Below are 26,477 nucleotides of genomic sequence, written 5' to 3' on the forward strand. Positions count from 1 at the left end.
TTAGTGCAAGGAGGTCGAAATGAGCGGCTTGGAAGGCCAAATTGTCGTCATCACGGGTGGCGAAACCGGTATCGGTCGTTCGACCGTTGAATTGCTCGCGGAGCGTGGGGCAGTTGTTATCATCGGGGGTGTTCTCGACGATGAAGGTGCCGCGACCGCGAAAGCTGTAACGGAAAATGGCGGAGTCGCTGAATACGTGCGCACTGACGTGCGCTATCTCGACCAGATCGAGGCTCTTGTCGACGGCGTAATTGCCCGTCATGGAAAAATTGACGCGCTGATCAATAACGCAGCTGTTTTCGATGGTTTTGTAAATATCCTGGAGACGACGGACGGCCTTTGGGACCAGATCATGAACGTGAACCTCCGGGGTCCGTTCTGGGCGTCTCGTGCCGTTATTCCGCACATGCTGAAAGCTGGGAAGGGGAAGATCATCAATACTTCCTCCATTGGTGGCATCGCTGGCTACGCCGACGGGCCTGCTTACACCGCTTCGAAGCACGGTCTCATCGGCCTGACGAAGCAAATCGCATGCGAATACGCGAGCAAGGGCATTGCCATAAACGCCGTCTGCCCGGGTGCTATCGAAACAAACGTACGCGGCAATTCTGCCAAGCTTCTCGGTGAAAACGCGCCAGCCAAGATGGGCGGGGCAGGGTCCGACAACAGCTGGCTGTCGCGCGTTGTGCCAGCCAATCGGAAGGGGAAGCCGGAGGAGATCGCTGAGTTGATCGCGTTCCTGGTTTCGGAAGCTGCAAGCTACATCAACGGACAGTCCTTTGTAATCGACGGTGGTTGGACCGCAAAATGAACTACGATCAGTTTACGCCAGAAGAGAACGAAATTGTCTCGACCGTTGAGCGGTTCATCGAGGAGCGCGTGCGGCCGAACGTGATGGTCTTTGAGAGAGACAACGCCTACCCGCAGCAAATCGTCGATGAGATGAAGGAGTTGGGTCTGTTTGGCATTGCGGTGCCTGAAGACTTCGGTGGGCTTGGCTTGCGAGTGCCGGTGTTTGCGGCCGTAATGGAAGTTATTGCGCGCGGCTGGACCACTCTTGCCGCCTACATCAACAGCCACTCCACTGTTGCCCACGCTATCAAGACCTACGGAACTGATCAGCAGAAGGAGAAGTACCTTCCTGGGCTGGCCACCGGTGAACACCGTGGTTCGCTGTGCCTGACCGAGCCTGGGTGTGGCTCCGACCTGCAAGCTATTCGCGCCACTGCCGAGGACAATGGCGACGCCTATAGCCTCACCGCGAGCAAAACCTACGTGACGAACGGAGCGCGCGCGACGCTGCTTCTGACTCTCGTCAAGCACCCGAAGGAAAGCCCGGACACCAAGACCAGGTTCACGCTACTCGTCGTCGAGAAGCAGTGGACGGGTATCCAGGTGACGACAACCTTCCACAAGATGGGTATGGGTCTCGTCGACACCGTCCAGATTGAAATGGACAAGGTCACTGTCCCCAAGGCGAACGCACTTGGCAATGTTGAAGGGAAGGGGTTCCACCATCTCTTCGAATCGCTGGAAATCGGCCGCATCGCTATCGGCATCAGCGCCGTTGGCCTCGCTGCAAATGCCCTTTCTGAAGCAGTCAGGTATGCGTCGGAGCGCGTGACTTTCGGTGTCACCATCGACAAGCATCAGGCAATCCAGCTGAAGTTGGCCAATATGGCGACGAAGCTGGTAGCTGCTCGTCTCATCACCATGGAATCTGCATGGATGAAAGAGCGTGGCGGTCGGTGCGATATGATCAGCGCTATGGCGAAGCTATATGCCAGTGACACCGCCCTTGAGATCGCCCACGAAGCCGTGAATGTTCACGGTGGGGCAGGGTATATCCAAGAATACGCAGTCGAAAGGCTTTACCGAGAGGCACTGCTCTACACGATTGGCGAGGGAACCAACGACATTAACCGCATCGTGATTGCTCGAAGAATGGCAGGCGACGAGGAACGTGCCTACCTCGGGCTGGTCCAATGACAACAGTTTGTCTGACGTTCGATTTTGACGCCGTCTCGCTGTGGATCAGTTCACTCAAGCAAACGACAGCAAATCCGATGTCGAGGGGCGAGTTTGGCGCAAACGTCGGCCTACCGCGCGTATTGCAGCTCCTGTCCGAGAAGCAGGTTAAAGCGACATTTTTCGTTCCTGCCCACACGGCAGCATCGTTTCCTGCTGAGACATTGACCATCCTGGAGGCCGGTCACGAGATTGGCGTCCACGGATACTGCCACGAGACGCCTATTGGATTGAGCCGCGATGAAGAGGCTTCCCTCCTGGATCGATCACAGTCGAAGTTGCGCAATTCCCTTGGCAACGATTTCCAGCCCGTGGGCTATCGGTCGCCTGCATGGGACCTTTCCACCAATTCAGTCGAGTTGTTGGAAGAGCGGGGCTTTCTCTACGACAGTAGCCTGATGGCCGACGACTATTCGCCATACTGGGCGCAGCGAGGTTACGAGGTCTCCGAAGAAATCTTCAGACCGGGGCCGCCGTCGAAGGTCGTCGAAGTCCCGGTCGCATGGGAGTTGGACGATTTCCCTCATTTCATGTTCCTGAATAAGCCGATGTACCAGGGGATGCGAACACCCGCTGAGGTGTTCGAGCTATGGAAGGGTGAGTTCGACTTCTCGTCGACGATAGATCGGGGAGTTTTCACCCTGACAATGCATCCTCAGATCATTGGCCGGGGCCCTCGGATCGCAATGCTCTCCAAGCTCATTGATCATATGAAAGCGACGCCAGGCACCTCGTTTTCGACCGTCGCCGACGCGGCGCTCGCCTGGAGAGCGTCCGCGACCCATCCATCTGTTGAGACCAATCGATGAACACGACCGTTAAGAAGGCGTCTGAAGTGACATTTAACCTCGAACCCGAGTTCCCGTCAGTCTATGCGGCCTTCGAGGCAAGTGCGCGGCGAAACCTAGCTAAGATCGCGCTGGTATTTGAAGGCACGAGCATCACCTATGCCGACCTCATCGAGCGTATCGAGAACACAGTGCGGCATCTCCGGTCCCGGGGGATTGGGAAGGGAGACGCGTTCGCTGCGTTCAGCCAAAACCGTCCCGAGCAGCTTTACTGTTACTATGCTGCGGCAAAAATCGGAGCGGTGTTCGTCCCCGTGAACCCGAACCTGACACCTTCGGAGGTCGAGTATACGGTCGCTCATAGCGAGGCGAAGCTGCTCTTCCATGATGAGGTGGTCGCGGAAACTGCGAAGGCAGCTGTATCCAACGCTCTACTCGTTCCCATGGAAGAACTCGCCACTCAACTGCCAGTCAGACTGCTAGACTCTGCTGTCGTAACGCCACAGGACGACTTCCTGGTCATCTATACCTCTGGGACGACCGGGGCACCGAAGGCGATCATCCTGAATCATGCGGCTCAGATGGACGGCCCGGCCGCGTTGGCTCGGATGTTCGGCATCACCTCCGATGACATCACGCTCGTCGCACTGCCACTCGGCTATCTGTACGGCCTTTCGACGGCTGCTGCGACCAGTCTCCAAGCAGGCGGTACCGTGGTTATCCTGCGACGTTTCCACCCGCGCGACGTACTCGCTGCCTTGGTCGAGAACAAGGCGACCGTCTATCACGGAGTTCCCACCATGTTCTCCATGATGATGGAGTATTGCGAACAGCGGTCGCTGACATTCGATCTGTCCCAGATGAGGAAGTTGATCTGCGCGGGCGCTCCTCTCACTTCCGAGGTAGAGAAACGCTTCGTCTCGCAGTTCGGGAAAGAGCTGGAAAACTACTACGCTCTTACAGAATGCACGCCGGTTTTCGGACGCTATTTTGATGATCCGACGCCACTGCCCGAAGGTTCGATTGGTCGAGCTGCCCCCGGAGCAACGGTGAAAATTCTTCGTGCCGATGGGAACGAATGCGGGCCGAACGAAGATGGTGAGCTTTTTGTGCGGGCAGCGGCAACGCTCGACCGATATCTCAAGAATCCGTCAATGACCGACGAAGCTCTCAGCGATGGACTGTTCAAAACAGGTGATCTTGTAAGGCGCGACGAGAACGGGTTCTTCTACATTACCGGCCGGATCAAGGAGATCATCATTCGTGGTGGGGCAAACATATCCCCTGCGGAAGTGGAGAAAGCCCTTATCTCCCATTCTGGTGTGCAGGACGCTGCCGTCATCGGCGTAGCAGACAAGATTTTTGGCGAAGTTCCCGTCGCCGTGGTCGTGCGCCGCCACGGCTCCGAAGTTTCGCAGGAGGAGCTGATCTCGCACGTCGAAGGTCTCCTTTCGGACTTCAAGGTGCCCCGGACAATCGTCTTCGAGACCGAACTCCCTCAAGGCAAAACTGGAAAGACCGACAAGAAGGCGCTGAAGGAACGCGTCGAAGGGCTGCTTGCTAACCGCTGAAAGTTGATACCAGAGACCGGGGCCACTCAATGCAATTGTCCGAATACCAAAAGCTAGATGGAATTGCGTTAGCGCGTATTATCCATGACCGGGAAGTCACGCCTGTTGAGCTTATGGAGCGTGCCATCGAAATCGGTGATGGGCGTGCCGCCACGCTCAATGCACTTTGCTATGTTGACCGTGAGCGGGCGATTGACGCGGCTAGGTCGGCGACACCAAAGGGCCAGTTTGGAGCGCTTCCATTCCTTCTGAAGGACTCGGGTCTGGCATCGAAAACGTTGCCTTCGAGTGTTGGATCGCGGCTTTTCGGAGCCATGAAATCATCTATCAATGCGACATTAAACGAACGTTTTATCGAAGATGGCTTCATTTCCTTCGGGCGCACCACCGTTCCTGAATTTTGCATGGCTCCGACTACGGAAGCCGTCCAAAACGGTGGCCCAACACTTAACCCGTGGGATGAAGCGCGCTCGGCGGGCGGGTCCAGTGGAGGAGCCGCAGTAGCAGTCGCCACCAGCGTGGTGCCCATCGCGCATGGGAGCGATGGCGGTGGCTCCATCCGAATTCCCGCAGCCTGCTGCGGCGTTTTTGGTCTTAAGCCCTCCAGAGGTTTGGTGCCGATTGGCCCGTCCAGAGGAGAGGCGTGGGGCGGGTTGGCGGCTGACGGCGTGCTCACGAGAACCGTTCGCGATACAGCTGCCGCACTGGATGGTGTTGTCGGTATGGAACTTGGTGCACCTTACGCTGCCCCGCCTGTTCCGGGAAAATACCTCGACCTTCTGGACCAGCCATTCGAAAGGCCGCTTCGGATCGCAATGTGGACGACGGCGTTCGACGATATAAAGGTCGCTGACGAATGTGTGGCTGCGGTTGAGTACACCGCTGGCCTTTTAAGGTCACTTGGCCACGAAGTCGTTGATGTTCCATTTGCGCCAATCAAGTACAGCAGTTTCCTTCGGGCGCACCAGGACGTGCTCGCCGCCAGTGTCACCATGACCGTGAATGGTATGCTTCGGGCCAAGCCGGATATCGATCTGCGAACGTCCTTAGAACCTGCCATCCTGGATGCCTACTTTATTGGCAAAACCCTGTCGGCCGAGACCTATGCTCTTGCGATCAATCGGTTCCACAGCATCACCAGGCAAATGGAGGTGTATATGGTCGACTACGACTTCGTGCTTACGCCGACACTGACCCAGTTGCCTGCACCCATCGGTACCCATTCGATGGATACGGATTTCCGGACCTTCCGGAATGCAGTGGGCCTCTACACGACGTTCTTGGCCATCATCAACGCATCCGGGCAGCCCGCTGCCAACGTCCCAGTTTTTTGGACAGAGGACGGCCTGCCGGTCGGCGTGCAACTCGTTGGACGTTTCGGTCACGAGGCGGACCTACTGAAAATCTCGGCGCAGCTTGAGGAGGCTGCTCCCTGGATCGGACGATACGCCCATCAGTTTCACGCTTGAATTGCCGCATTTCTCAAAACGATGCGGTCCGAAAAAAGACGAACTAGTATTCAAATCTAAGGAGCGAATATGACCCAACTTACCGTCGGCCCGAATGCATTGTTCTTTGACGACTTCGTCGTCGATCAGAACTGGACCAGCCCCCGCCGCACGATCACCGAAGCAGACATTGTGATGTTTGCTGGAATGACCGGCGACTACAATCCCGTTCACACCGACGAAGAATTTGCCAAGACAACTCCGTTCGGTACGCGCATTCTCCACGGGCCTGCTGTATTTGCTATCGCGACGGGCCTTGAGTTCCGGCTTGGTATTAAGGAAGGCACTGCCATCGCCTTCTTGGGCATGACCTGGGACCTGAAAGCCCCGGTCAAGATCGGCGACACCATCCATGTTGCACAAAAGGTCGCAAGCATTCGGCCGACCAAGAACCCCGCTCGCGGCATCGTGAATTTTTGGGTCGAGGTGCGCAATCAGGAGGGCACCGTTTGCCAGGAAGGCGAATGGAAGGTGATGTTCCACTCGAAGGCTGCCGCCTAGTTAGGATTGGCTCCGCCGCCCCCAAGGCAGCGGAGCCCTGCGGCCAGCTAGAAGGCGCTCTGAAACCTACGTAGCTGTGCGCTTACGGGTTTCCTCAAACTGCAACGCTTAACTACCGACGTCGCGTTCAGCACCATATTCAGACGCCGTCAGTTTCACCGGCCGATCTCGGAAGTCCGGTGACCCGCCATTGAAGTCGGTCATTCAGATGTGATCCCATCGAGCCAGTCGTCACGGCCAGCAAACGGCTCCGATAAGAAGCCATAGTTTTCCTACAGTCTCACGCGCTTCATTCTAGTTCGTAACCCGTTGGAAACAGTGGTACTCAAGATCAACAACATCAAAAAACGTAACAATAAGGGAACGAGCAAAACTCGGGCATGCGGCCTAAACGAAGTGGCGCGCGAGTGCAGCTCCTGAGGTGAATCCAGACATGGGACAGGCAGCAATTCCACAAGGCAAGCAGTTCGACTTTATCGTCGTTGGGGCAGGGTCAGCTGGTGCCGTAATCGCCAGCAGGTTGAGCGAGAAGTCGAAGTACCGAGTCCTTCTCGTAGAGGCAGGTCCGGATAACGCAAACTGGCGGATTGATATGCCAGCCGCCGTCGGGACACTCCTCGATAACGACCGTTTCAACTGGCACTATCGCTCCGAGCCCGACCCGAAAATTAAGAACCGGACGATTGATTTGCCTCGCGGAAGGGTTTTGGGTGGCTCGTCTTCAATCAACGGCATGGTTTACACCCGAGGGCAGCCTCAAGATTACGACGATTGGGAAACCGTCCACGGTTGCACGGGTTGGAGCTATGAGAAGGTACTACCTCTCTTTAAGCGCGCCGAGTCATCCTGTTGGGGCGATACTACCTACCGTGGCGGAAGCGGTCCTATACAGACGCGCGTTGCCACGGACATGTACACAAAGCGGTTAAATCTGGCATGGCTCGTTGCCGCCGCGCAGGCAGGATACAAGGTAAATCCTGACACAAACGCGCATGATCCAGAAGGATTTTGCCCGAATGAACAAACGATTGGTAACGGCGCACGCAGCAGCACCGCCAAGGCTTATCTGACAAAGGACGTCAGAAACCGGAAGAACCTGACGATCTTGACGGCCGCTTTCGTGAACCGGGTTCTCCTGGAGGGGAAGCGGGCAGTTGGAATTGAGGTCGTTTTACGAGGAAAGACTGAGATTTTCAGGGCGTCTCGCGAGGTGATCGTATCCTGCGGCGCAATCAATTCCCCCCAACTTCTTATGCTCTCGGGCATTGGGCCCGCCGAAGCCCTCATGCGCTTGAATATCCCGGTAGCGTTGGACCTGCCTGGCGTCGGTCAGAACCTCCAGGACCACCCTGACATCGCTGTTCAGTTTGAGTGCAAGGACCCAGCAGACTCTCTGCTGTCAGCGATGAAGTTCCCTCGCAACTTTCTGACCGGTCTTCGCTGGTTCCTTCGTCGGTCCGGATTAGGCGCTAGTAATCAATTTGAAGCTGCGGCTTTCTTAAAGTCGCGTCACGGGTTGGACAGGCCCAACATAAAATTTGAGCTGCTCCCCGTCGCCTTGATGCCGGATTCATACAAGGCCTATCCGTTCCCGACCTTCCAGAACCACATCGGCCTTATGCGCGCCAATAGTAGGGGACAGCTGCGTTTGCGTAGCAAGGACCCGCGAGACACGCCGGAAATTCATCTGAACTACTTCCAAGACCCGGTTGATCGGCAGTCTCTGCGAGAAGGCATTGAGATCGTTCGCAAGGTCGTGGGATCGCCAGCGATGGACCCCTACCGTAAGCGGGAAATCTCTCCTGGTCCGAACCTCCATCGCGAGGATGAACTCAACAATTGGATCGACGAGAATGTCATTACGGCATTCCACCAATCGGGCACCTGCAAGATGGGACCTGCTGGAGATCGTATGAACGTCGTTAATCCGACCCTGAGATTGCATGGAATTCAAGGGCTGAGGGTAGCGGATGCATCGATCATGCCGGTCGTAGTTTCTGCGAACACCAACGCAGCAACCATCATGATCGGAGAACGTCTCTCCGAAATCATCCTGGCGGAGAACTAAAGCACTGAACTGAAGCAACCAAGGGGTTCAAAGAAGGAGGAAGACATGACGTTTCGAGTTCGCATGACGCTGCTGGGCGCAATCGCAGCTTTGGGTTTCAGCTGTACGGGAGCTTCTGCTGAAGACCTATCTGCCAAAGTCCCTCAGGCTTTGATGGAGAAAGGCACGCTCGTCATTGGAACCAGTATCGGTTACCCGCCATACATGTTCTACGACAAGGACGGGACAACTCTTCTCGGATACGAGCCCGAATTGATGGCAATCTGGGCGAAGTCATTGGGTTTGGGCGTCGACTGGAAGTCTGCATCGTTTGCCTCTCTCTTCAGCGGGCTGGAAAGCAAGCGCTATGATATCCTGCTCAACGGCGTGGTTGATACCGAGGAACGACGACAGAAATACCTTCTTGTGGACTACGCCAAGGACGGTTGGACCGTTGTTTTTCCCAAAGGCAACCCGAAAAACATAACAGAAAAACAGTCGTTGTGTGGGCTAAGGGCAGGGGTCATTGCCTCCACGTCTCAAGTGAACATCGAGACGATCAGCAAGGAATGCGAGGCAGCCGGAAAGAAGGGCATCGAGATTTCAGTCTTTGATGCGGACACCGCAGGCCTTCTCGCGCTCCGATCTGGACGCGTTGATGTTGTGTCCGTTCAGAGCCCGAGTGGTGCGTACTACGTCAAGGAAAATCCTGATCAGTTCGAGCTTCTTGCGTCGGAGAACTTCAAGCCGGGAGCGGTCGCTTTCATCCTGCCAAAAGGGGAAGCTGGTCTTGCCGAAGCAATCAGGGGCGTAATTCAGGCGTCCATCGATGACGGCTCGTACGCCAAGGTAATGGAGGCGTGGGGTATGTCCAGCCTTTCCGTCGACAAAGCAACAATTCACGGTGACGACTAAACAAGCGGGCGAAAGCCCGCTCTCACCTCTATGAAAGGTTGGAGATGTCAGTCCGGATAAACTACATCAATCCCTTCGGAAATAACGAGACCAACGCTCTAATCGAGAGCAGCCTTGCGCCGTTCGTGGCGTCGGGGACCGAAGTAGTGTTCACTAGTACGCCAGAGGTCCCGGAACGCAGGGACCCGTATTTCAGCGAATACCTCGTAGTGAAAGCAGTCGAGGCTGCAGCAGCCGAGGGATTTGATGGGGTTATCATTGGTTGCTGTTATGACCCCGGCGTTCGCGTGGCGCGTGGCAAAGTTGATATTCCGGTGGTAGGCGCGCTTGAAGCCTGCTTGCAGCTGGCCCCCTTCTACGGCCGGGACTTCGCAATTGTGACCGACTATCATCAGGCTGCTTCGTTCATGGCCGACCTCATTGCTGTAAACGGCACTAACCGTTGTCGCGAGCTAACGGCAATCGACATGCACACGCCGGAAATGCTCCGTGATCCTGCTTCTGCTGGCGAGAAGGCAGTCGGGTTGGCGAGCAAATTAATACAGGACGATGCAATCGAAGCCGTCGTAATTGCTTGCACTATGGTGGGAGCATGCGTCGAAACCTGGCTTCGTGAAAACCCGGAAAGCCGTGCACTTCCCCTTATCGATCCCAACGTTAGTGCTCTGCAAATAACGGAGAGCCTCATCTCCTTAAGACGCAACGGCGCATATTCCGTTGGGCGCAGAGGCTATTACGGAAAGTCCGACACTCTTTCGAAAGTGAGATAGGCGGTTCACCGACAACAGTTGGTTACCGCGATCTAAAGTCAGAACGGAGGTGTGAACTCCGTTGAAAGGCGACAAGATGGCCAAGGCTGAAGCGATTTTTCAATCCCCACTTTATTCTCCGACGGAAGCGAACAAGCGAGCAGATATGCCGGAAAACTCGACACATCAGGATTTCGAGATTAGGCCGCTCCCGCACTACGAACGCTGGATTTCGGCACTGCTCCTGGTCGCGGTTCTGGGTGGGTTTGTCTACGTGCTCGCCGGGGCGCAGATCAAATGGTCCACCATCCCGCAGTATGCGACTTCGACCATTATTCTGTCCGGGATCGGGGGTACAATGTATCTCACGATTGGGAGCATGGCGCTTGGGCTATTGCTGGGCTTGATCGTCGCCATTGCACGAGGTTCTCAGAACTCTGTCGTAAGCAACGCAGCCGCCGCATATGTATGGTTATTCCGGGGTATTCCCGCTCTCGTTCTAGTGCTCTTGTGGTTCAACATTGCGTTGGTTGTGCCAAATGTTTGGATACCCTTCATCTTTTATGGTTCGACAAACGATATAGTGACGCCGTTTGTTGCTGCCTTGCTCGGATTGGCACTGACCGAGAGTGCCTTCATGTCGGAAATCGTCCGGGCAGGCATCATCTCGGTTGACCCTGGGCAAATCGAAGCTGCCAAATCCATCGGTCTTTCGCCTTGGAAAATCACCAAGCGGGTTATCCTGCCGCAGACCCTAAAGGTGGTAATTCCACCGACAGGCAATGAATTTATCGCAATGCTGAAATACTCTTCGATAGCCTACGTCGTTGCCTACCAAGAATTAGCAAGTCAATCTGCGAAGATTTATACGCAGAATCTCCAGGTCATCGAAGTTCTGCTTGCAGCAACCATTTGGTATGTCGCGCTCACGACCATTTTCTCGATCCTCCAGCACTGGATTGAAAAGGCTCTGCGGGACACAAGCGGCGGCTCCTTTGCTCGAAAAATGATGCGAAACATTGCTCCGGGGAGGTTCTAATGGACCTAGTCAGAATTGAAGATGTCCACAAAAGCTACGGGCATTTGGAAGTCTTGAAGGGTGTTTCGTTCAGTGTCGCGAAGGGCGATGTCCAGTGTATTGTTGGTCCTTCCGGGTCCGGCAAATCAACCCTGCTGCGATGCATCAATCACCTCGAAACGATCAATCGAGGGAGAATATGGGTTGAAGATGACTTAATCGGGTACCGACAAAACGGGCGAATTCTGCACGAGATGTCCGATTCTGAACTCTGCCACCAGCGTTCCCAAATCGGCATGGTGTTCCAGAGCTTCAACCTGTTTGCCCACCGCACTTCGCTTGAGAACGTGATTGAAGGGCCAATCCAGGTAAGGAGCACGCCCAAAACGCAGGCGATTGAAAAGGCTCGGGCCCTGCTTGCGCAAGTCGGGATGGATCGCTTCGAAAACTATTACCCCCGCCAATTGTCTGGGGGGCAGCAGCAACGTGTGGCAATCGCGAGAGCGCTCGCCATGGAACCCAAGGTGGTTCTGTTCGACGAACCAACCTCCGCGCTCGATCCGGAACGTGTCGGCGAAGTGCTCGACGTAATGTGCGAATTGGCGAAGACAGGGATGACGATGATCGTCGTGACGCATGAAATCGGGTTTGCGCGGGAAGTGGGTAGCACACTCATTTTCATGGATCAGGGCGTCGTTGTTGAGAAGGGCAAGCCCCGCGACGTCATCGAGCGGTCCAACAATGAACGGGCGCAAGCCTTCTTCAGCAAAATCCTCTAAACAACCGAGATTGGGCAGCTATCGGGTCTGTCGCATAGCGCGAAGCCACGCCCAAGCGGTTTTGGTGGCGACGCGATCCTTATTCCGGTTTGGCACAACGATGTAGTAGTCCGACGGGGAGCGGAGCGCGTGCGGGAAGATGCGGATGAGTTTTCCGGTCTTTAGATCGTTCTCGACGAGGAGAAGGCTGGCGATAGCAATTCCTTCACCTGCTACCGCAGCGTCGATTGCTAGGGTTGCAAAGTTAAACGTGATGTTATGGGCGGCACTCACCTGGGGGCTTCCAAAGGCCGTCTTCAAGAATAGCGGCCACTCATCCTCCATGTCGTGGAGCAGCACGTGATCCGCTAGATCGTCGGGGCCTGAAGGCATGCCGTTTTTCTCAACCCATTCCGGGCTTGCTACGGCGATCAGCTGTCGTTCGAACAAGAACTCATGTTGGGTATTATCCGGGAACGGAGCATGGGCATCCCGGATCGCCAGATCGACACCCATCGTTTTGAAGTCTGGCATTTGATCGGTAGCGAGAAAGCTAACCTCAATTTCAGGATGAGCCCGTCGAAAATCTCGCAGATTTGGTAGCAACCAACGTGCCGCAAAGCTGGGCGTCACATTGATGGTAACGTGATTGGTGTCTTCCCGAGCATTGTTTGTTGCATCTGCGAGGATGTCAAACGCACGTTGAACTTCAACCAGATAAGTACGTCCGACATCTGTCAGCGCGACCGACCGTGGCATTCGGTCGAAAAGCTTTACCCCCAAATCAAGTTCAAGGCTGCGTATGTGCTGGGCTATTGCTCCCTGCGTAACGTTCAGTTCCTCTGCCGCCACTCTGAAATTTAAACACTTGCCTGCCGCCGCAAAAGCTCGGAGACCGTTCAGTGAAGGGAGCCTTCTTTGAGGAGAAGCCATAGTTTTCCTACAGTCATAGGTGTTACATTCTAGTTCGTAACTGAACATCGAAATCACTATAAAAGCAATGGGATGAGCGTTTGATTCTGACTTTCTTCCTTCGCTCATGAGGATTTATCACGAATACAAATTCTCGCTGATTGATCAGGTTTCCGATGAAGACGGTGATGTGAATGTTGCTACTCGAACGCCATGGCAAAACCCTTTTGCGAGAGCACGGCGTAAATGCGCCGGAAGGTTTCGCTGTGTCAACGCCACAGGACCTGGATGCAGCCTTGTTGCAGCTGCAATACCCCGTCGCCTTGAAGGCTCAGGTACCGGCCGGGGCCCGTGGAAAAAACGGTGGGATAGTCTTCGCTAATGACCGCGATCAAGCTCATGCGATGTTGGAGGGACTGCTCGGAAAATCAGTAAGTGGGCATGTCGTTGGCGAAGTGCTGGTCGAGCCCCGCGTGGCGATCAAGGCCGAACGCTACTTGGCTGCCCTGATTCACGAAGACGAAATTCACATTATGGCCTGCCCGCAGGGCGGTGTTGATATCGAAGTAACCGCCATCGAGCACCCGGAACAAATATTCCTGCTAAGCACTCGCGCTGGCATTGTAGACCGAGTCAGGTTGGCATCTGAGCTACGAAATGTTGGTTTTCCTGCAGGCTTAATCGACAAATATTCGGATGTTTGTCAGCGCCTTTGCCAGCTGATGAAGAACTCAGATGCCACTCTTGCAGAGATCAATCCGCTGGTTGAGACGTCGAACGATGACCTAATTGCGCTGGATGCTCGTATCGATATCGATGACGCGGCACTGTCCCGTCAAACTGCGCTCGCACAATTTATTGATGAGCCCGTTCCCAAGCGAGGCAGCAAGCTACCCAGTGTGAAGGCCGTCGCGACCGGAGGACCCGTCGGGCTAATCGGGCTCGGAGGCGGCTTGAACCTGTCAATTATAGACTGGCTTAGCAAGGCAGGAAGGCCTGTTGCTGCTGTAGCGGACATTGACGACGCGATTGCGCAAAACCGTATAGCTGAATTTATTCGGCAATGCGTGACGTCGATGCGCGAGCAGCATGGAATTTCCATTTTGCTTATCAATGCCATCAGCTGCGGCTACGTTCTAGATGAGGTGGCCGAGGAGCTTCTCGACGCGCTCGCTACCTTACCCGGTGCCGCGCAGCTTCCCGTTGTCTTCAACTTTCACGGCAGAGGGTCCGTTGGTGCCAGCGATATTTTGGCACGAAGGGGGCAGCTCAACTCCTTGAACCTGGAGGCTGCAATCAATCGTGTTCAAAAAATATTGGAGCAGGGATGACGCCCTTCTTTCGTACACCTCCCACTGTGGGCGTTACCGGTATTTCCACGCGGTCCTCAGCACGGCAGTTGCAGTCAATGGCGGCTGCGGGAACGGAGATTGCATGGGCGACCGGTACACAGTCCGTTTTTCCTCAAGAGTCTCGACAGGCTTTTCGTTCAGACCTTGCTGAAGCGCTAAAGGCGTCCGTACCTGAATTGTTGCTGATGTTCGATGATCCACTCGAAGTCTGCAGTCGAGCTAAGATGGCAATCACTGAAGGGGTCCGCCGGATCGTGATCATAAGTGAATACATGCCCGTCCACGACATGGTCGAACTGAAGCGATTTGCCTGCGACAACGGGGCCTGCATCATCGGCCCCAATTCTACAGGGCTACTTATTCCTGGCGTGGTGAAGGCGGGATACTTCAGCGAGGACGTATGTATTCCGGGCAATATCGGTGTTGTCGCCAAAAGTGGTTCACTTGCCTATGCCGTACTGGCCGAGCTTCGCAGCTTCGGCCTCGGTATCAGCGGGGTCGTCTCGACAGGCGGCGATCTTGTAAAAGGAAGTTCGTTTTGCGACCTGATCCCGTTCTTTGAGCAGGACGAGGGGACGGACGCTGTTGTGTTGCTTGGCGAAATAGGCGGAACCGACGAAGAACGTGCAGCTGAGTATATTGCTCGCGAAGTGTCCAAGCCGGTGATCGCATACCTATCAGGTAGTTCAGTTAAGAATGGCAGCGCCATTGGGCATGCTGGAGCCATCGTGCGGAACGGTGTGGGCGGATACGCCACAAAGGCCGCGAAGTTGCGCGAGGCGGGCGTATCGGTTGCGGACCAATTTGGGGAACTCGTTCCAAAAGTTCGCGATGCGCTTAGTCGATGCAATAGTCGGTCGGAAGATCATATTTACGAACCATCGCAACTCCAGTCTTAGACCACAGGGGGCAATCATGCGTTTGAGTCCAGGGAAGTACAGAGGGCTCCGTCGTCTTTCTGACGACCAAGGTTTCCTGTCGATGTCCGCCGTTAGCCAGCGCCCAGCCATGGAGCAACTCGTTGCGAATCTATCTGAAGACGGTCGCTTTGATTTCCAGAGGGTGGCTCAGCTTAAGTCTGCAATACTCGACATCTGGTCGCGGCATTCAACGGCGGTCCTTGTGGACCCTCAATACGGCTATCCCTCTGCGGCGGAGCACCTCGGTCACCAGTGCGGCCTGATTATCGCGGTTGAACAAGGGCATCTTGAACGGACCGCTGGCGGGATACGGAACTACCTCTTCTGTGAAGACATCATCGCGAAAGCGAAGCGCCTCGGTGCTGATGCCGTGAACTTGTCGCTTTGGTTTCGACCGGACGTCGATACGGACGTCATTTCCCACCAGAAGCGCCTGGTGCTGGAAGTGGGGCGTCAGTGCCGCGCGATGGACATTGTTTTCCTGTTGAGCCCGCTCTCGTATGAGCACCCTGGGGCTCCCGATTTCAGCCCTCTACAGATGATTGATGTGATCCAGGAGTTCCAAAAGCCAGAATATCAGGTCGACTTATTTCAGCTGGAGAATCCGGTTGTGGTATCCGACGGTCTTTCTGAACCGTCCGCCCACGAGCGCCTTGAAACCGTTTATCGCGAATTGGGAGCTGCAATTAACATTCCTTGGGTCATGCTCACCGCAGGATCAAGCATCGCAAGTTTCCAGCAAGCTCTCTCGCACGCATTTGGCGCTGGTGCATCTGGTTTCCTGGCAGGACGCTCGTTTTGGCTCGAACAAGCGAAGGAATTTCCAGATTTCGATTTGATCAAGAGGCGGCTCGTCACTGAGGTGGTCCCTGTGGCGAACAAACTCACGGATGCTCTGCGCAACCAAGGGACGCCTTGGTTCAAGGCGGCGGGCTTCGCTCAAAGTGATCTGATCGCAGGCAGCGCCGACTTCTTCGAACGTTATGCATCGTTCAGCGACGCAAATCTGCGAACTGGCCACTCGAAATCAGCGTAAGCGGAGACCAAGGAGGAAGGAAATACCGATGGATCATTATTCGAAGTTTTTCATCAATGGGCGCTGGGAAGACCCGGTTACACCTCGCTACATGGAAGTGATTGATCCATCGACTGAGAAGCCCTTTGCGAAAGTTGCTTATGGTACTGCAGAGGACGTCGACCATGCCGTTAAGGCGGCGAGACAAGCGTTTAAGGCATATTCCCAAACGACGGTTCGTGAACGGATCGATTTCTTTAAGAAAGCGCTCGAAATCTTCCAGCGCCGCCAGCCTGAACTCGCTCACATAGTTACTCAAGAAATGGGATCGCCGATAACGCTCAGCCTGAAAGCCCAGACTGAAATATGCGTGGGTCAGTTTCTAGCAATGATTGAAATCATGGGCCGCTACGAATTTGAAGAGCGCAGCGGAACGACTGTAATCGTGAAAGAGCCCATCGGCGTCGTTGGCTTGATTACACCTTGGAACTGGCCGATTTTTCAGGTTGTGACGAAAGTTCTCCCGGCGCTTGCGGCAGGTTGCACGATGGTCTTAAAACCGAGCGAGATTGCGCCGTTTGACGCGATTTTGTTTGCTGAGATTCTTGAGGAAGCAGGACTTCCAGCAGGCGTTTTCAATCTGGTAAATGGGGAAGGGGGAACCGTTGGTGCGGCAATCTCCGCCCATCCTGATCTTGATATGGTTTCCTTTACCGGCTCCACCATGGCTGGGATTGCCGTGGCAAAAGCCGCTGCCGATACGGTCAAACGCGTCGCACAGGAACTGGGCGGAAAGTCCGCCAACATCTTGCTCGATGATGTCGATCTGGTCACGGCGGTGCGGCGGGGCGTCGCTGCGTGCTTTTCAAATAGTGGGCAATCTTGTGATGCGCCAACCCGAATGCTGGTGAAGAAAACCCATTATGACGACGCTGTCAGGCTGGCAAGACAAGCCGCTGAGGGTCAAACAGTAGGCAGTCCAATGGACTCTCAAACGATCCTTGGTCCGGTTGCGAGTAAAGTGCAATTCGAGAAAATTCAAAGGCTTATTCGGACGGGGATAGACGAAGGTGCCAATGTCATTATCGGCGGGCTAGGGAAGCCGGAGGGCTTCGAGGTGGGCTACTACGTGCGCCCCACAATCTTTTCAAACGTCACCAGCGAGATGACGATTGCCCGCGAGGAGATTTTCGGGCCGATCCTGTGCATAATACCTTATGAGGATGAAGACGAAGCCATTCGAATTGCTAACGACACTAATTACGGGCTCGCAGCATACATCCAATCAGGCAACATAGAGCGTGCGCGCAAAGTCGCGAGACAGCTGCGTGTCGGTTCGGTTTTCATAAATTATCCAGAGCGAGACACTAAGGCCCCGTTCGGAGGATACAAGCAATCCGGAAATGGCCGCGAGTCAAGCCATCACTCGATCACCGAATATCTTGAAGTGAAGGCGATGGTGGGTCACGGTTGAGACGCACATTTATCAGAGTATCTTGACTTTGCGTGGAAGCGGCCAACAATAGTTGGCCGCTTTTGATTCGCGTGCCCAACGATTTACCTTTTAGAGTAAAGCGCCCTTCAAATACGGCTCTTATCTGTCGAAGGGTGCTGCGTTCCTGTAGAAGCTTGTAGTTCAGCGTGGCTCTGCTATTGCGGTCCCGCCTGACGATGCTCACTTTGGTGCGGCTAATTTTTCTTACAGCCGTTCAAGATGATCTCGACATAGTGATCCGCGATTTCCTCAGGGGACATCGCTCCACCCTCCTTAAACCAAGCGTGTGTGAAGTTGGCCATGCCGATGATGCCGCTGACGACCAGATACGTCGGTATGTCACGGAAAATCCCGGCCTCCACACCCTTTGTGTAAGCGCTCTTGAACAATTGATCGTACTCGCGCTTACGCTTGACAATAATTTTCTGTTGGTCGGTCGTCAGTTCACCCTGGTCGCGAAAATAAATCGCCGTCCACGCTTTGCGTCCCATCACGTTCAGAGCATGTTGACGGATCATAGCACCAAGTAGTTCGGCAGGGGGAAGGTCTGACTCCATTATGGAGGTCATATCCTGCGACCACGCTTCGTGGATGCGCTGGAAAATTTCCCAAAGGACTTGATTCTTGTTCTTGAAGTAATAGTAGACGACACTTTTAGTGTAACCAAGGCTGGATGCGATGTCGTCGATTGTTACTGCTCGAATGCCTGTCTCAGCAAAAAGTGTGGCAGCGGCAGTGAGAATTTCCTCTTGTACATAGGCCTGCTTCTTGAGCTTGAGTTCTTCTCTGACTTTCGTCTTCATCCGGTCCTCGTTTGTACAAGTTAGAACCCGCGCCACTTACACGAGGCTCAGGCCATCACAGTCGATTCTTCATCGAATGTAGAGCTACGATTCAAACTTATAGAAATTCTGACCCATCAGTCAATTCATTTGGATCGCTTGGCTACTTTTTAGGCGATCAATCCTAAAAAAAGCAAAGTATCCGCTGCGCGGGGCGCTGCAGAGAGATTGGCCGCCTTTCAGCGGCGGCCAATCGGTCATGCAGAGTGCTTGCTGAGACTACGTTCAAGCAGGGAGACGGCAATTGTTGCCGGTACGCAAATGGATGCATACAGAAGCCCTGCAAAAAGCAGGATGGGCAAATACTGGAACGTGTTGGTGCCGATCATGTAAGCCTGCGAGAGCAGTTCCGGCAATGCGATTGCGAAGCATAGTGACGTTGCCTGCAACATCAAGATGGAGAAGCCCAGCAATGCCGGGGCTGCCACTCGAAGGCCTTGTGGCACGATGATGAAGCGCAGTGCATCAATTCGCGTGAAGCCTACCGCCACTGCTGCTTCTTGCTGGCCATGGGGGACGGCTTCAAGCCCGGCGCGGATAATCTCACTGGTGTAAGCACTCGTGGTCCAGGCTAGCGCTACAGCTGCGGCCGCAAAAGAAGACAGGCTAATACCAGCTTGCGGCAAGCCGAAGTAGGCGAACTGCAGCATGATCAGGGCAGGGGCACCTCTGCCGATCTCGACAAATGCCATTGATGAGAAACGCACTGCTTTCGTTTTCGCCTGGACGCCCAGAGCTAGCAGCAGACCGAGAGGAATACCTACTACGAGTGCAGCGCCGGTGACTTGGAGGCTGACAATCAGTCCGTCGATCATCGTGGGCAGGTTTTCGAGCCAGAAATTTATCAGGTCCATTACCGTGCCACCTTCGCTCGCATGACGCCATCCGTGTACCGCGCGATGGCGGCTATAGGCAGGCTTATAAGGATGTAGAAGAGGCCCGCGACTGCGAACACTTCTAGACCTTGGAATTGACGGCGCGATACGAAGTTCGCTTGGAAAGCGACCTCTGTAACGCCAACGGTCGATGCAATCGCGGAGTCCTTCAAAAGGCCGATCATGTAACTCGTCGCTGAGGGCAGAATAACGCGCACCAGCTGCGGAACCATAATGTCCTTGAAGATGGACCAGCGCGGCATATTCAGCGCATGCGACGCCTCCCATTGTCCCACGTGGATGCTCTTAAGGGCTCCACGATAGATTTCTGCGAGATTAGCGCTGGTAATTAGGCCGAGCGCGATAATCGATGACTCAATCGGCCCTACCTGTAGGTATCCTGACCCGATGCCGAAGTAGAGGAAAAACAGCCAGACAATCGGGGGAATGGACCGAAGGATCAAGATGATCATCGTGGCCATGTACCGCAGGATACCGGATTTCGACACACGCATCGCGCACAACGGAATACCCAGGAGCGCGCCCATCGTGAACGCGCCCACCGTGATGGCTATTGTCCACGGGATGCCGCTTAGGATTATGAGAAAGGTTTCGGCGTTCATCGATTTCTCACCGCTTGCAGGAAACGCTTGGCTCGTTCTGTCTGCGGGTCGCGCATCACCGACGCGCTAGGTCCTTCTTCAAGGACCCGCCCGTCTGCCATGATCATAACGCGGTTGGAGACGGTCTCAGCAAAATGCATCTCATGGGTGACTACGATCATTGTCATCCCCGCTTCGGCCAGTTCTTTCATAACCGCCAGGACCTCCAGTCCAAGTTCCGGGTCAAGAGCAGAGGTCGGTTCGTCGAAAAGCATGATCTTGGGATCGAGGGCGAGTGCGCGTGCGATTGCAATACGCTGCTGCTGACCGCCCGAACACCGGACCGGATAATGGTCAGCCTTGTTGGCAAGGCCTACTCTTTCAAGGAGCGCACGAGACCGCGTATCGGCGTCTGCCTTTGTGCGACCAAGAACACGCTGTTGGGGGAGGCTCACGTTCTGCAGCACGGTCAAATGCGGGAATAGGTTGAAAGATTGAAACACCATCCCCGCAGCGCGGCGCAGATCGTTCAACTGCTTTTTGGATGCAGGTTTTGCGGCATCGAGGGTTATCCCGGCGAGCGTAATAATTCCCTCGGTCTGAGGCTCTAGTTGGTTGAGACAACGGAGCAGGGTGCTCTTGCCAGAGCCGCTCGGGCCAATGATGGCAAGCACTTCTCCGGAACGCACCGTAAGATTGATGCCCTCCAATACCTTGTGGGTGCCAAAGGATTTACCCAGGTTGCTGACCCGAACAATCTCGTCGCGCTCGACGATCTTCGGCTTTACGGTTTGATTTGCCATCGATGATTTTCTTTCCACCTGCCCGCGAACGGAGCCTTGATCGGAATCCAAGCCTGGAAACGTCACGCGGTTTTGATGCTGAAGCTGATCCATTGAATCTCCCATCCAGTCTGCCCCCATTTTGTTTTCAATTTCTTTGACTGATTGGTAGGTTATAAAAACTGACTAATGAGTATCTAAAACATATCGGTCGCTCGATTGCAACGATTCTCGGTGTGAATTGGCAATCTGGGTCCGGCCACGTGGAGACCTTGTTCAAAAAGATCGTCCGCGACGATCCAACGTCAGATTGACTGGTTGGGCAAATTAAAATACCAACGGGTCAAATTATCCAACATCCCTACTGGAGATTGGCATGGCGCGGCGCATCAACTTCATCAATCCCTTCGGCACTCTCGCGTACGACGACCTCATCAAGGAGACGTTGTCGCACTATGCCATGGACGACACGACGCTCGATGTGACGCATCTGGAGGGTTGTCCCGCCGACATGGACTACTTTTACCCAAAGCATATTGTCGAGGCCGCGCTTTATGAGGCCGTGAAAAAGTCTGAAGAGGACGGCTACGACGCAGTTATCAGCGGGTGCTGCTATGACCCAGGCGTCATGGTTTCGCGAGAACTGGTGAACATTCCGGTGGTTGGCCCGTTCGAAGCTAGCCTCAACATGCTTTCCTTCTACGGGCGGACTGCTGTGATCGTGACCGACCACGTCAAGGCGGGTTCCCAGATGAAGGACAACGTGAAGCTCTATGGCGCGTCGGATCGAATCCTTGGTCTTGATGTGATCAATTGGTACGTGCGCGATATGGTTCGTGATACAGACGGTGTGGCGAAGGACGTCGTGGAAGTCACCGCAAAGTCCATCGAGCGCACCGGCGCTGAAGCCGTCATCCTGAACTGCACGATTATCGCTGCTTCGTATCAGAAGTACCTGATGAATGGCGGCGAACCGGCCCCGTTCCCAATCCTAAACCCGAATTTGATGGCGCTGAATATGGCTGAAGGTTTGGCCAATCTCTACCAGAAGGGTGCTTACCAGATTTCGAGACTGGGATACTACGCCCAGCCGCCGCAGGACCACTTCAGCGCGGTCAGCGAACAGACGCGTCGCGCCTGGCAGAATGCTCAGCCAGCGCTCGTTGAAACGTTCGCTAAAGGCTGACCGTCAGTAAAAAGCACCAATGACACCCCTCGCGCGACCTGCTGTGAGGGCGCAAGGAGGACCTATGTCGGATCGAGTAGTTTTGATAACCGCAGCGGGAAGCGGGATGGGAGCGGACTTCGCCCGTAGAGCCGCATCCGACGGCTATCAAGTGGCGCTTTTGTCTTCCTCTGGTAAGGCGGAGGCACTCGCAGCCGAACTCGGCGGCATTGCCGTCACGGGTTCGAACCGATCCACCGACAACCTGGAGCGGCTAGTCTCTGCAACATTTGAAAAGTGGGGCCGTATCGATGCCGTCGTGAACAGCGCAGCTCACGGCCCTAAAGGTGTCGTTTCCTCGTTAAGCGACCAGGACTGGCTCGATGGAATGGAAATCTACTTCCTGAATGTCGCAAGGATCGCGCGCTTGGTGACGCCGATCATGCAGGAGCAGGGTGGTGGCGCGATTGTGAACATCTCAACGTATGGGGTTGTACAGCCTTCAACGCTCTTTCCGACGTCGAGCGTGATGAGGGCTGCATTACGGAGCTACACGAAAATCTACGCTCAAACGCATGCGGCCAATAAAATCCGCATGAATAACGTGCTGCCGGGTTTCGTGAATAGCATGGAGATGGAAGCAGACTGGATGAAGCTCATCCCAATGGGTCGCTTTGCGGAGATGTCAGAAATCTCAGGTCTGCTGAGTTATCTCATCTCTGATGAGGCTGCCTACATCACGGGACAGGACATCGTCATCGATGGGGGGATTACGAACTCCCTCTGACAGGGGCTGTTTTCCCGGACGCACTGCCAATCGCGTCCGGGGTAGTGTGCAGCTAAGCCGTTACTGGATCAGGCGTGGTTCCCCGTCTAACGGGTTCGGGAACTTCATCGGAATCAACATATCTGCGCCTTGGGTCGAGAGCGGTGCGTCCGAGGCCGAGCGGCTTTTTCAAATCCTGGCTCGGAGTTGAAGTCCTGGATTTTCGGGCCACAGTTATAGGTTCGCCAGAGAATGCGCCTCAGATGCGCTATTCATAGCTTGACGCATGAAGAAACCGCTCCGATCCTTTTCACAGGAGTGATCGGATCACGTTGTCCATGTCGAATATACGAAATAGTAGATCGCAAGCTCAGACCCGCGATGAAGATAGTGAGTTGGTTCGCGCTGCGGCACAAATTCTTGAAGAGGCGCGATCTGGTGGGGTCGGTCATAACCGAATGACAATGGACGACGCGCGAGCAATCGCGACCGTTTTGAGAGAATATCGTTTGAGTGGTGGGCTCTCTGACTCCTGGATCAAATATTGATCACCAAACCGGAGATAAATCCCGTGTGAGCGCGCTCACGCTCATACCCTCTTGGGTTGCAAATCACTCGCGTTGAGCCTTCTTGATAGTCGAGGAAATGGTGAACATGACCATGCACCCAAAAATCAGGTTTACCCTCCGAGATCAGCGCACAAAGGTCGGACGCGAATGCGCCATTACTCGGATGCCCTTTGAAGCGAGGGTGTAATGATCGGGGCAGTGGTGCATGGTGTGAGAGCACCACAGTGCGGCCATTGAAATGATCGGTCAATTCGCTGGTGATGAAGGTGCGACTTTGCATGTGGCGCTCAATCAACTCCTTGGCGGTAAGAAGCCCGGGCATCCCACGCTGAGGCCAATCCGACCGGTAAATTGCGTGAAAGTCCATCATGTAGTGCTTACAAACGTTGATCGCGAAAGCCTTCCGTTCGGAAAGCGGCAGCTCGGTTTTAAGACCGTGCTCAATCTCGAAATCTGTCCACAGCGTCGCACCAATAATCCGCACGTTGCCAAAGAAGAAGGTCTCGTTTTCGAGCACGGTGATGTTCGTGCCCTTCGTCATTCGCTTGGCGGTTTTTAGGTTCGCATCGATTGTAGACCCATAATATTCGTGATTGCCTAGGACCATTATGACTGGCATTCGGGGGCTGATGTTACGGAGCAAGAATGTTATCGACATCTCTACGATTCCAGAAACATCACCCGCGCAGATGCAGATATCTGCCTCCGGAATTTCAAGACCATTCCGTGCAAGTTCGGAATTGTTGACGTGCATATCACTGACGATCCAAGCCTTCATAGCGCTTCCTTACGGTGAGTGTGGGCAAGGGGAGGAGACCGGCGAAAAAATGGTCAGCCCGACCGCTTCATAACTGGCCATGATTGGTCAGCCTGCCATTCCAACAAGTTTCGGAGAGCCTTCGGTTGCGGAAAGGCCTTTCAAGAGGGTCTTCAGACGTTCGCCTTCCAGACGTCTTTCTTCCTTCAGTGCTTGGGCGAGGGTGATCATGGTGTTGAGGTTCGCATCGAGCAGTCTTTTTGCTCGCGAATATTCTGCGCGCAGGATGTCATCGACATCGGCTCTAAGCTTGGGCACCTCTTGGAAAACCTTGTAAACCGGACGGTCAACATCGTCAGCAAATACCGAAAGCCGCTTTCCGAGGCCAAATCTAGCAACCATGAGAGCTGCGGCATCGGTCGCACTAGTCAGGTCGCTTCCCTGCGACCCACCGGCTGTAGTCGAGCGATTGCGGAACACAAGCTCTTCACCAGCCATCCCAGCCAAGGTGATTGCGATGTCCCAACGGAACCATTCTTCCGTTCTCAGGGCAGGGACCGGGCAATCTGACGACGTCCGACCCAGCGCATCGTGCGCCTCAACACAGTCGTGCATTTCATCGTACAGCTCGATGCAGGTCACACTTCCTAGATCAGAAAGCTCGGTCATCACCGCATGAGCAGCCTCGTGGATGCAAATTCGCCACCGATCATCGTCGCTGAGAACAGGCTGTTGTGGCACGACAGCCCACACGTCCTCGATCATGGTCGTTCGGTTCTCAGCCCGTGCCAGCTGTTTTGCTTTACGAACCAAGCGCTCAAGATCGGCACCTGTTTTTCCGTTTAGTTGCCGGGCAACCTCATAGAACTCGTCGGGGGCATCAAGCGCGGGCAGGTAAAACTCAAGAATTCTTGCACGCTCAACTGTACCTGGCCGTTTCATCTCCACATGAGTCTCTAATCGTCCAGCTCTCAAGAGAGCAGGGTCAAGGGCCTCTGGGAAATTCGTAGATGCGACGACCACCACGCCTTCGCGACCGCCCAAGCCGTCCAAAGCCTCCAGCAGGCCGTTCACGACTTCCACGCAGTAGTTCTTGTTATCACCAGAAAACGAACGACGATCCCCGACGCTGTCAATCTCGTCGATCAGCAGGATCGAGGGCGCTCTATCGCGAGCTTCGGCGAAGTCCTGCCTCATGGCCTTAAGCAGATCGCCTAAATGGCCGGTGCTCTGCCACCGAGAAAGCGACGTCGGGACCAAGTGCGCGCCACATTCATAAGCCAGTGAGGTGGCGAAAGTGGTCTTGCCAGTTCCCGGCGCGCCATACAATAAGATGCCCCGATCCACATCGGACCAATCCAGCTTACCGGATTGCCACAGCCGGAGATCGCGCTTGAACCTTTCGCCCCATTGCCCGGCTTCACCGTATGCCGCCAACGGGATCAATCTCGGGCCTTTCGCTGGCCTGGCCTGAAGCCGTTCAAGCTTGCTCAGAGCAACGGCAGCTGACCGACCTTTGCGGAAAATGGCATTGATGAATGCAGGGTCCAGTTGCCGGAGGCGCTCCTTTTCGTCTGAAGACAGCGGGCCGGTGTCCAGTTGCCGAGTTAGGCTGTCCAGATGTCGATCATCAAGGATTTCCAGATCGATGATCTCATCGGCGCTAATCTCGACTTCTGGATGCAGCTCCGCACCTCGTGGTAGGAAGACTATGACCTTTTGTGCGTCCAAATAGTTGCTTGGCTGAAAGTCCCAGCTTCCCTTTTTGGTCCGGGACGGGTGACAAAACGTCTTCACCTTCGAAAGGCCTCGGTCGCTCGATTTTAAGCAAACATCGGCTACATATTCGAGATCATCGGTGGGCCAGTTGCGTGGAACAGTGACGACTAAAACCGACGTATCCTCGGCGAAAAACTCCTTTTGCTGCCGCATCAATCGCACGAAGGCACAGAAAGCCAGAAATTTTCGAGGGCTCGCTGCCAGAGCAGTTGGGGCCGACCGACGATTGAGCCTCCCCGGGCTTCGGGAAATTACGGCGCGCAGGTTCGAAGTCGCGTTCATTAGATGCTCGATAGCTTCGTCGAGCAATTCCTGATCAGGTTCAGATTTCACTGGTTGCCGCCTCCAACCAGCGGACGGCCGAGCCTATACCAACGTGTCAGCGTACGCGCGAGTTGCCAGTGTTCGTCCCAGTACACAATTTCAGTTGTCGCCGCTGGTCGCCCATCTCCCACGGTCGGGTGGCCGAGGACTGTTCCCACCATGATAGGGACAGCACGCTTGGCGATTATCCAATCTGAAATTGATACTTTCGGTGCGATAGATTCGGGTCCGTCTCGGCCAACCTTTTCAAGGTCGTTCGCCAGATTTCGGTAGATTTCAATCATCTCTTGAGGAGCGGAAAATTCGAGACCGAGAGGGTGTGAGAGCATGTGACTGTTGATTTCCACTGAGAGCTGACCCGGCGTTTCCACCGAGAATTGACCCGCTTTTAGGTATCGTTCGTGTGGGTCGTGGTGGTCAAGTTCCTACGTTTCTCCTT

The 26,477-nt window shown here is 54.7% G+C and carries 24 protein-coding genes; 17 read left to right on the plus strand and 7 right to left on the minus strand.

All coding sequences use genetic code 11. The features are described 5' to 3' along the window. Positions 1–19 precede the first annotated feature (19 nt). From ASC86_RS11225 to ASC86_RS11275, 11 genes are all read left to right on the plus strand, one after another. Positions 20–811: an SDR family oxidoreductase gene (locus ASC86_RS11225; RefSeq protein WP_056320620.1), complete on the plus strand. Its 792-nt coding sequence runs from the start codon at positions 20–22 to the stop codon at positions 809–811. Continuing rightward, the gene (locus ASC86_RS11230) at positions 808–1,989 is read left to right on the plus strand and encodes an acyl-CoA dehydrogenase family protein (protein WP_056320621.1); all 1,182 of its coding nucleotides are present in this window, start codon (positions 808–810) and stop codon (positions 1,987–1,989) included. Before ASC86_RS11225 ends, ASC86_RS11230 begins: the two co-directional genes overlap by 4 nt. After that, complete coding sequence (locus ASC86_RS11235; protein WP_056320624.1) at positions 1,986–2,837, plus strand: polysaccharide deacetylase; 852 nt, start codon at positions 1,986–1,988, stop codon at positions 2,835–2,837. Before ASC86_RS11230 ends, ASC86_RS11235 begins: the two co-directional genes overlap by 4 nt. Next, entirely contained in the window at positions 2,834–4,387 is a 1,554-nt protein-coding gene (locus ASC86_RS11240; protein ID WP_056320627.1) for a class I adenylate-forming enzyme family protein, read from the plus strand. Before ASC86_RS11235 ends, ASC86_RS11240 begins: the two co-directional genes overlap by 4 nt. A 29-nt stretch (positions 4,388–4,416) precedes the next feature. Further along, a complete protein-coding gene (locus tag ASC86_RS11245; protein WP_056320629.1) occupies positions 4,417–5,856 on the plus strand; it encodes an amidase family protein in 1,440 nt (479 codons plus the stop codon). 69 nt (positions 5,857–5,925) lie between these two features. Beyond that, on the plus strand, positions 5,926–6,396 hold the full coding sequence (locus tag ASC86_RS11250) for a MaoC/PaaZ C-terminal domain-containing protein (RefSeq protein ID WP_056320632.1): 471 nt from the start codon (positions 5,926–5,928) through the stop codon (positions 6,394–6,396). Positions 6,397–6,829: 433 nt separating this feature from the next. Next, positions 6,830–8,464, plus strand: coding sequence for a choline dehydrogenase (locus ASC86_RS11255; RefSeq protein ID WP_056320635.1), 1,635 nt, complete (start codon positions 6,830–6,832; stop codon positions 8,462–8,464). A 45-nt stretch (positions 8,465–8,509) separates the two neighbouring features. Next, positions 8,510–9,358, plus strand: a complete 849-nt coding sequence (locus tag ASC86_RS11260) for an ABC transporter substrate-binding protein (RefSeq protein ID WP_056320638.1) — start codon at positions 8,510–8,512, stop codon at positions 9,356–9,358. A gap of 44 nt (positions 9,359–9,402) precedes the next feature. Continuing rightward, a complete protein-coding gene (locus tag ASC86_RS11265) occupies positions 9,403–10,128 on the plus strand; it encodes an aspartate/glutamate racemase family protein (protein ID WP_056320641.1) in 726 nt (241 codons plus the stop codon). 76 nt (positions 10,129–10,204) lie between these two features. Next, positions 10,205–11,146, plus strand: a complete 942-nt coding sequence (locus ASC86_RS11270) for an amino acid ABC transporter permease (RefSeq protein ID WP_056320643.1) — start codon at positions 10,205–10,207, stop codon at positions 11,144–11,146. After that, positions 11,146–11,904: an amino acid ABC transporter ATP-binding protein gene (locus ASC86_RS11275; RefSeq protein WP_056320645.1), complete on the plus strand. Its 759-nt coding sequence runs from the start codon at positions 11,146–11,148 to the stop codon at positions 11,902–11,904. Before ASC86_RS11270 ends, ASC86_RS11275 begins: the two co-directional genes overlap by 1 nt. Before the next feature lie 18 nt (positions 11,905–11,922). Here the strand turns inward: ASC86_RS11275 and ASC86_RS11280 are convergent, their stop codons facing one another. Next, positions 11,923–12,924, minus strand: coding sequence for a LysR substrate-binding domain-containing protein (locus ASC86_RS11280; protein WP_082510078.1), 1,002 nt, complete (start codon positions 12,922–12,924; stop codon positions 11,923–11,925). Positions 12,925–12,989: 65 nt separating this feature from the next. Between ASC86_RS11280 and ASC86_RS11285 the strand changes: the two genes are divergently transcribed. From ASC86_RS11285 to ASC86_RS11300, 4 genes are read left to right on the plus strand one after another with little or no spacing between them, the layout of a single operon-like run. Continuing rightward, positions 12,990–14,126 carry an ATP-grasp domain-containing protein gene (locus tag ASC86_RS11285; RefSeq protein ID WP_056320651.1) on the plus strand — a complete coding sequence of 379 codons (1,137 nt, stop codon included), beginning with the start codon at positions 12,990–12,992 and terminating at the stop codon, positions 14,124–14,126. Further along, on the plus strand, positions 14,123–15,046 hold the full coding sequence (locus tag ASC86_RS11290) for a hypothetical protein (RefSeq protein ID WP_082510080.1): 924 nt from the start codon (positions 14,123–14,125) through the stop codon (positions 15,044–15,046). The genes ASC86_RS11285 and ASC86_RS11290 overlap by 4 nt, the downstream gene beginning before the upstream one ends. A 16-nt stretch (positions 15,047–15,062) precedes the next feature. Then, a complete protein-coding gene (locus ASC86_RS11295) occupies positions 15,063–16,103 on the plus strand; it encodes a tagatose 1,6-diphosphate aldolase (protein ID WP_056320657.1) in 1,041 nt (346 codons plus the stop codon). A gap of 28 nt (positions 16,104–16,131) precedes the next feature. Continuing rightward, positions 16,132–17,556: an aldehyde dehydrogenase family protein gene (locus ASC86_RS11300; protein WP_056320660.1), complete on the plus strand. Its 1,425-nt coding sequence runs from the start codon at positions 16,132–16,134 to the stop codon at positions 17,554–17,556. Between the two features lie 215 nt (positions 17,557–17,771). Here ASC86_RS11300 and ASC86_RS11305 read toward each other — a convergent pair whose 3' ends face one another. From ASC86_RS11305 to ASC86_RS11320, 4 genes are all read right to left on the minus strand, one after another. After that, on the minus strand, positions 17,772–18,380 hold the full coding sequence (locus ASC86_RS11305; protein WP_056320663.1) for a TetR/AcrR family transcriptional regulator: 609 nt from the start codon (positions 18,378–18,380) through the stop codon (positions 17,772–17,774). 236 nt (positions 18,381–18,616) lie between these two features. Beyond that, positions 18,617–19,273 (minus strand): amino acid ABC transporter permease, encoded by a 657-nt coding sequence (locus tag ASC86_RS11310; protein ID WP_056320667.1) that lies wholly within the window; start codon positions 19,271–19,273, stop codon positions 18,617–18,619. Further along, entirely contained in the window at positions 19,273–19,917 is a 645-nt protein-coding gene (locus ASC86_RS11315; RefSeq protein ID WP_056320669.1) for an amino acid ABC transporter permease, read from the minus strand. Before ASC86_RS11315 ends, ASC86_RS11310 begins: the two co-directional genes overlap by 1 nt. After that, positions 19,914–20,699 (minus strand): amino acid ABC transporter ATP-binding protein, encoded by a 786-nt coding sequence (locus ASC86_RS11320; protein WP_056320685.1) that lies wholly within the window; start codon positions 20,697–20,699, stop codon positions 19,914–19,916. The genes ASC86_RS11315 and ASC86_RS11320 overlap by 4 nt, the downstream gene beginning before the upstream one ends. A gap of 355 nt (positions 20,700–21,054) precedes the next feature. Between ASC86_RS11320 and ASC86_RS11325 the strand changes: the two genes are divergently transcribed. Then, positions 21,055–21,864, plus strand: coding sequence for an aspartate/glutamate racemase family protein (locus tag ASC86_RS11325; protein ID WP_082510083.1), 810 nt, complete (start codon positions 21,055–21,057; stop codon positions 21,862–21,864). A 64-nt stretch (positions 21,865–21,928) separates the two neighbouring features. Further along, the gene (locus ASC86_RS11330; RefSeq protein WP_056320671.1) at positions 21,929–22,630 is read left to right on the plus strand and encodes an SDR family oxidoreductase; all 702 of its coding nucleotides are present in this window, start codon (positions 21,929–21,931) and stop codon (positions 22,628–22,630) included. 516 nt (positions 22,631–23,146) lie between these two features. On the opposite strand, the gene ASC86_RS11335 is transcribed toward ASC86_RS11330, so the two are convergent. Continuing rightward, positions 23,147–23,956 (minus strand): metallophosphoesterase, encoded by an 810-nt coding sequence (locus ASC86_RS11335; RefSeq protein ID WP_056320674.1) that lies wholly within the window; start codon positions 23,954–23,956, stop codon positions 23,147–23,149. Between the two features lie 87 nt (positions 23,957–24,043). Continuing rightward, on the minus strand, positions 24,044–26,047 hold the full coding sequence (locus ASC86_RS11340; RefSeq protein ID WP_082510085.1) for an AAA family ATPase: 2,004 nt from the start codon (positions 26,045–26,047) through the stop codon (positions 24,044–24,046). Positions 26,048–26,477 lie beyond the last annotated feature (430 nt).

The sequence above is a fragment of the Rhizobium sp. Root1212 genome, from assembly GCF_001424985.1.
In the GTDB taxonomy this organism is placed as follows: Bacteria; Pseudomonadota; Alphaproteobacteria; order Rhizobiales; family Rhizobiaceae; genus Pararhizobium.

What these genes read in the sequence shown, in the direction of transcription:
- ASC86_RS11225 (WP_056320620.1), top strand. Translation starts at nt 20, where the DNA reads ATGAGCGGCTTGGAAGGCCAAATTGTCGTCATCACGGGTGGCGAAACC.
- ASC86_RS11230 (WP_056320621.1), top strand. Translation starts at nt 808, where the DNA reads ATGAACTACGATCAGTTTACGCCAGAAGAGAACGAAATTGTCTCGACC.
- ASC86_RS11235 (WP_056320624.1), top strand. Translation starts at nt 1,986, where the DNA reads ATGACAACAGTTTGTCTGACGTTCGATTTTGACGCCGTCTCGCTGTGG.
- ASC86_RS11240 (WP_056320627.1), top strand. Translation starts at nt 2,834, where the DNA reads ATGAACACGACCGTTAAGAAGGCGTCTGAAGTGACATTTAACCTCGAA.
- ASC86_RS11245 (WP_056320629.1), top strand. Translation starts at nt 4,417, where the DNA reads ATGCAATTGTCCGAATACCAAAAGCTAGATGGAATTGCGTTAGCGCGT.
- ASC86_RS11250 (WP_056320632.1), top strand. Translation starts at nt 5,926, where the DNA reads ATGACCCAACTTACCGTCGGCCCGAATGCATTGTTCTTTGACGACTTC.
- ASC86_RS11255 (WP_056320635.1), top strand. Translation starts at nt 6,830, where the DNA reads ATGGGACAGGCAGCAATTCCACAAGGCAAGCAGTTCGACTTTATCGTC.
- ASC86_RS11260 (WP_056320638.1), top strand. Translation starts at nt 8,510, where the DNA reads ATGACGTTTCGAGTTCGCATGACGCTGCTGGGCGCAATCGCAGCTTTG.
- ASC86_RS11265 (WP_056320641.1), top strand. Translation starts at nt 9,403, where the DNA reads ATGTCAGTCCGGATAAACTACATCAATCCCTTCGGAAATAACGAGACC.
- ASC86_RS11270 (WP_056320643.1), top strand. Translation starts at nt 10,205, where the DNA reads ATGGCCAAGGCTGAAGCGATTTTTCAATCCCCACTTTATTCTCCGACG.
- ASC86_RS11275 (WP_056320645.1), top strand. Translation starts at nt 11,146, where the DNA reads ATGGACCTAGTCAGAATTGAAGATGTCCACAAAAGCTACGGGCATTTG.
- ASC86_RS11280 (WP_082510078.1), bottom strand. Translation starts at nt 12,924, where the DNA reads ATGAGCGAAGGAAGAAAGTCAGAATCAAACGCTCATCCCATTGCTTTT.
- ASC86_RS11285 (WP_056320651.1), top strand. Translation starts at nt 12,990, where the DNA reads ATGTTGCTACTCGAACGCCATGGCAAAACCCTTTTGCGAGAGCACGGC.
- ASC86_RS11290 (WP_082510080.1), top strand. Translation starts at nt 14,123, where the DNA reads ATGACGCCCTTCTTTCGTACACCTCCCACTGTGGGCGTTACCGGTATT.
- ASC86_RS11295 (WP_056320657.1), top strand. Translation starts at nt 15,063, where the DNA reads ATGCGTTTGAGTCCAGGGAAGTACAGAGGGCTCCGTCGTCTTTCTGAC.
- ASC86_RS11300 (WP_056320660.1), top strand. Translation starts at nt 16,132, where the DNA reads ATGGATCATTATTCGAAGTTTTTCATCAATGGGCGCTGGGAAGACCCG.
- ASC86_RS11305 (WP_056320663.1), bottom strand. Translation starts at nt 18,380, where the DNA reads ATGAAGACGAAAGTCAGAGAAGAACTCAAGCTCAAGAAGCAGGCCTAT.
- ASC86_RS11310 (WP_056320667.1), bottom strand. Translation starts at nt 19,273, where the DNA reads ATGGACCTGATAAATTTCTGGCTCGAAAACCTGCCCACGATGATCGAC.
- ASC86_RS11315 (WP_056320669.1), bottom strand. Translation starts at nt 19,917, where the DNA reads ATGAACGCCGAAACCTTTCTCATAATCCTAAGCGGCATCCCGTGGACA.
- ASC86_RS11320 (WP_056320685.1), bottom strand. Translation starts at nt 20,699, where the DNA reads ATGGCAAATCAAACCGTAAAGCCGAAGATCGTCGAGCGCGACGAGATT.
- ASC86_RS11325 (WP_082510083.1), top strand. Translation starts at nt 21,055, where the DNA reads ATGGCGCGGCGCATCAACTTCATCAATCCCTTCGGCACTCTCGCGTAC.
- ASC86_RS11330 (WP_056320671.1), top strand. Translation starts at nt 21,929, where the DNA reads ATGTCGGATCGAGTAGTTTTGATAACCGCAGCGGGAAGCGGGATGGGA.
- ASC86_RS11335 (WP_056320674.1), bottom strand. Translation starts at nt 23,956, where the DNA reads ATGAAGGCTTGGATCGTCAGTGATATGCACGTCAACAATTCCGAACTT.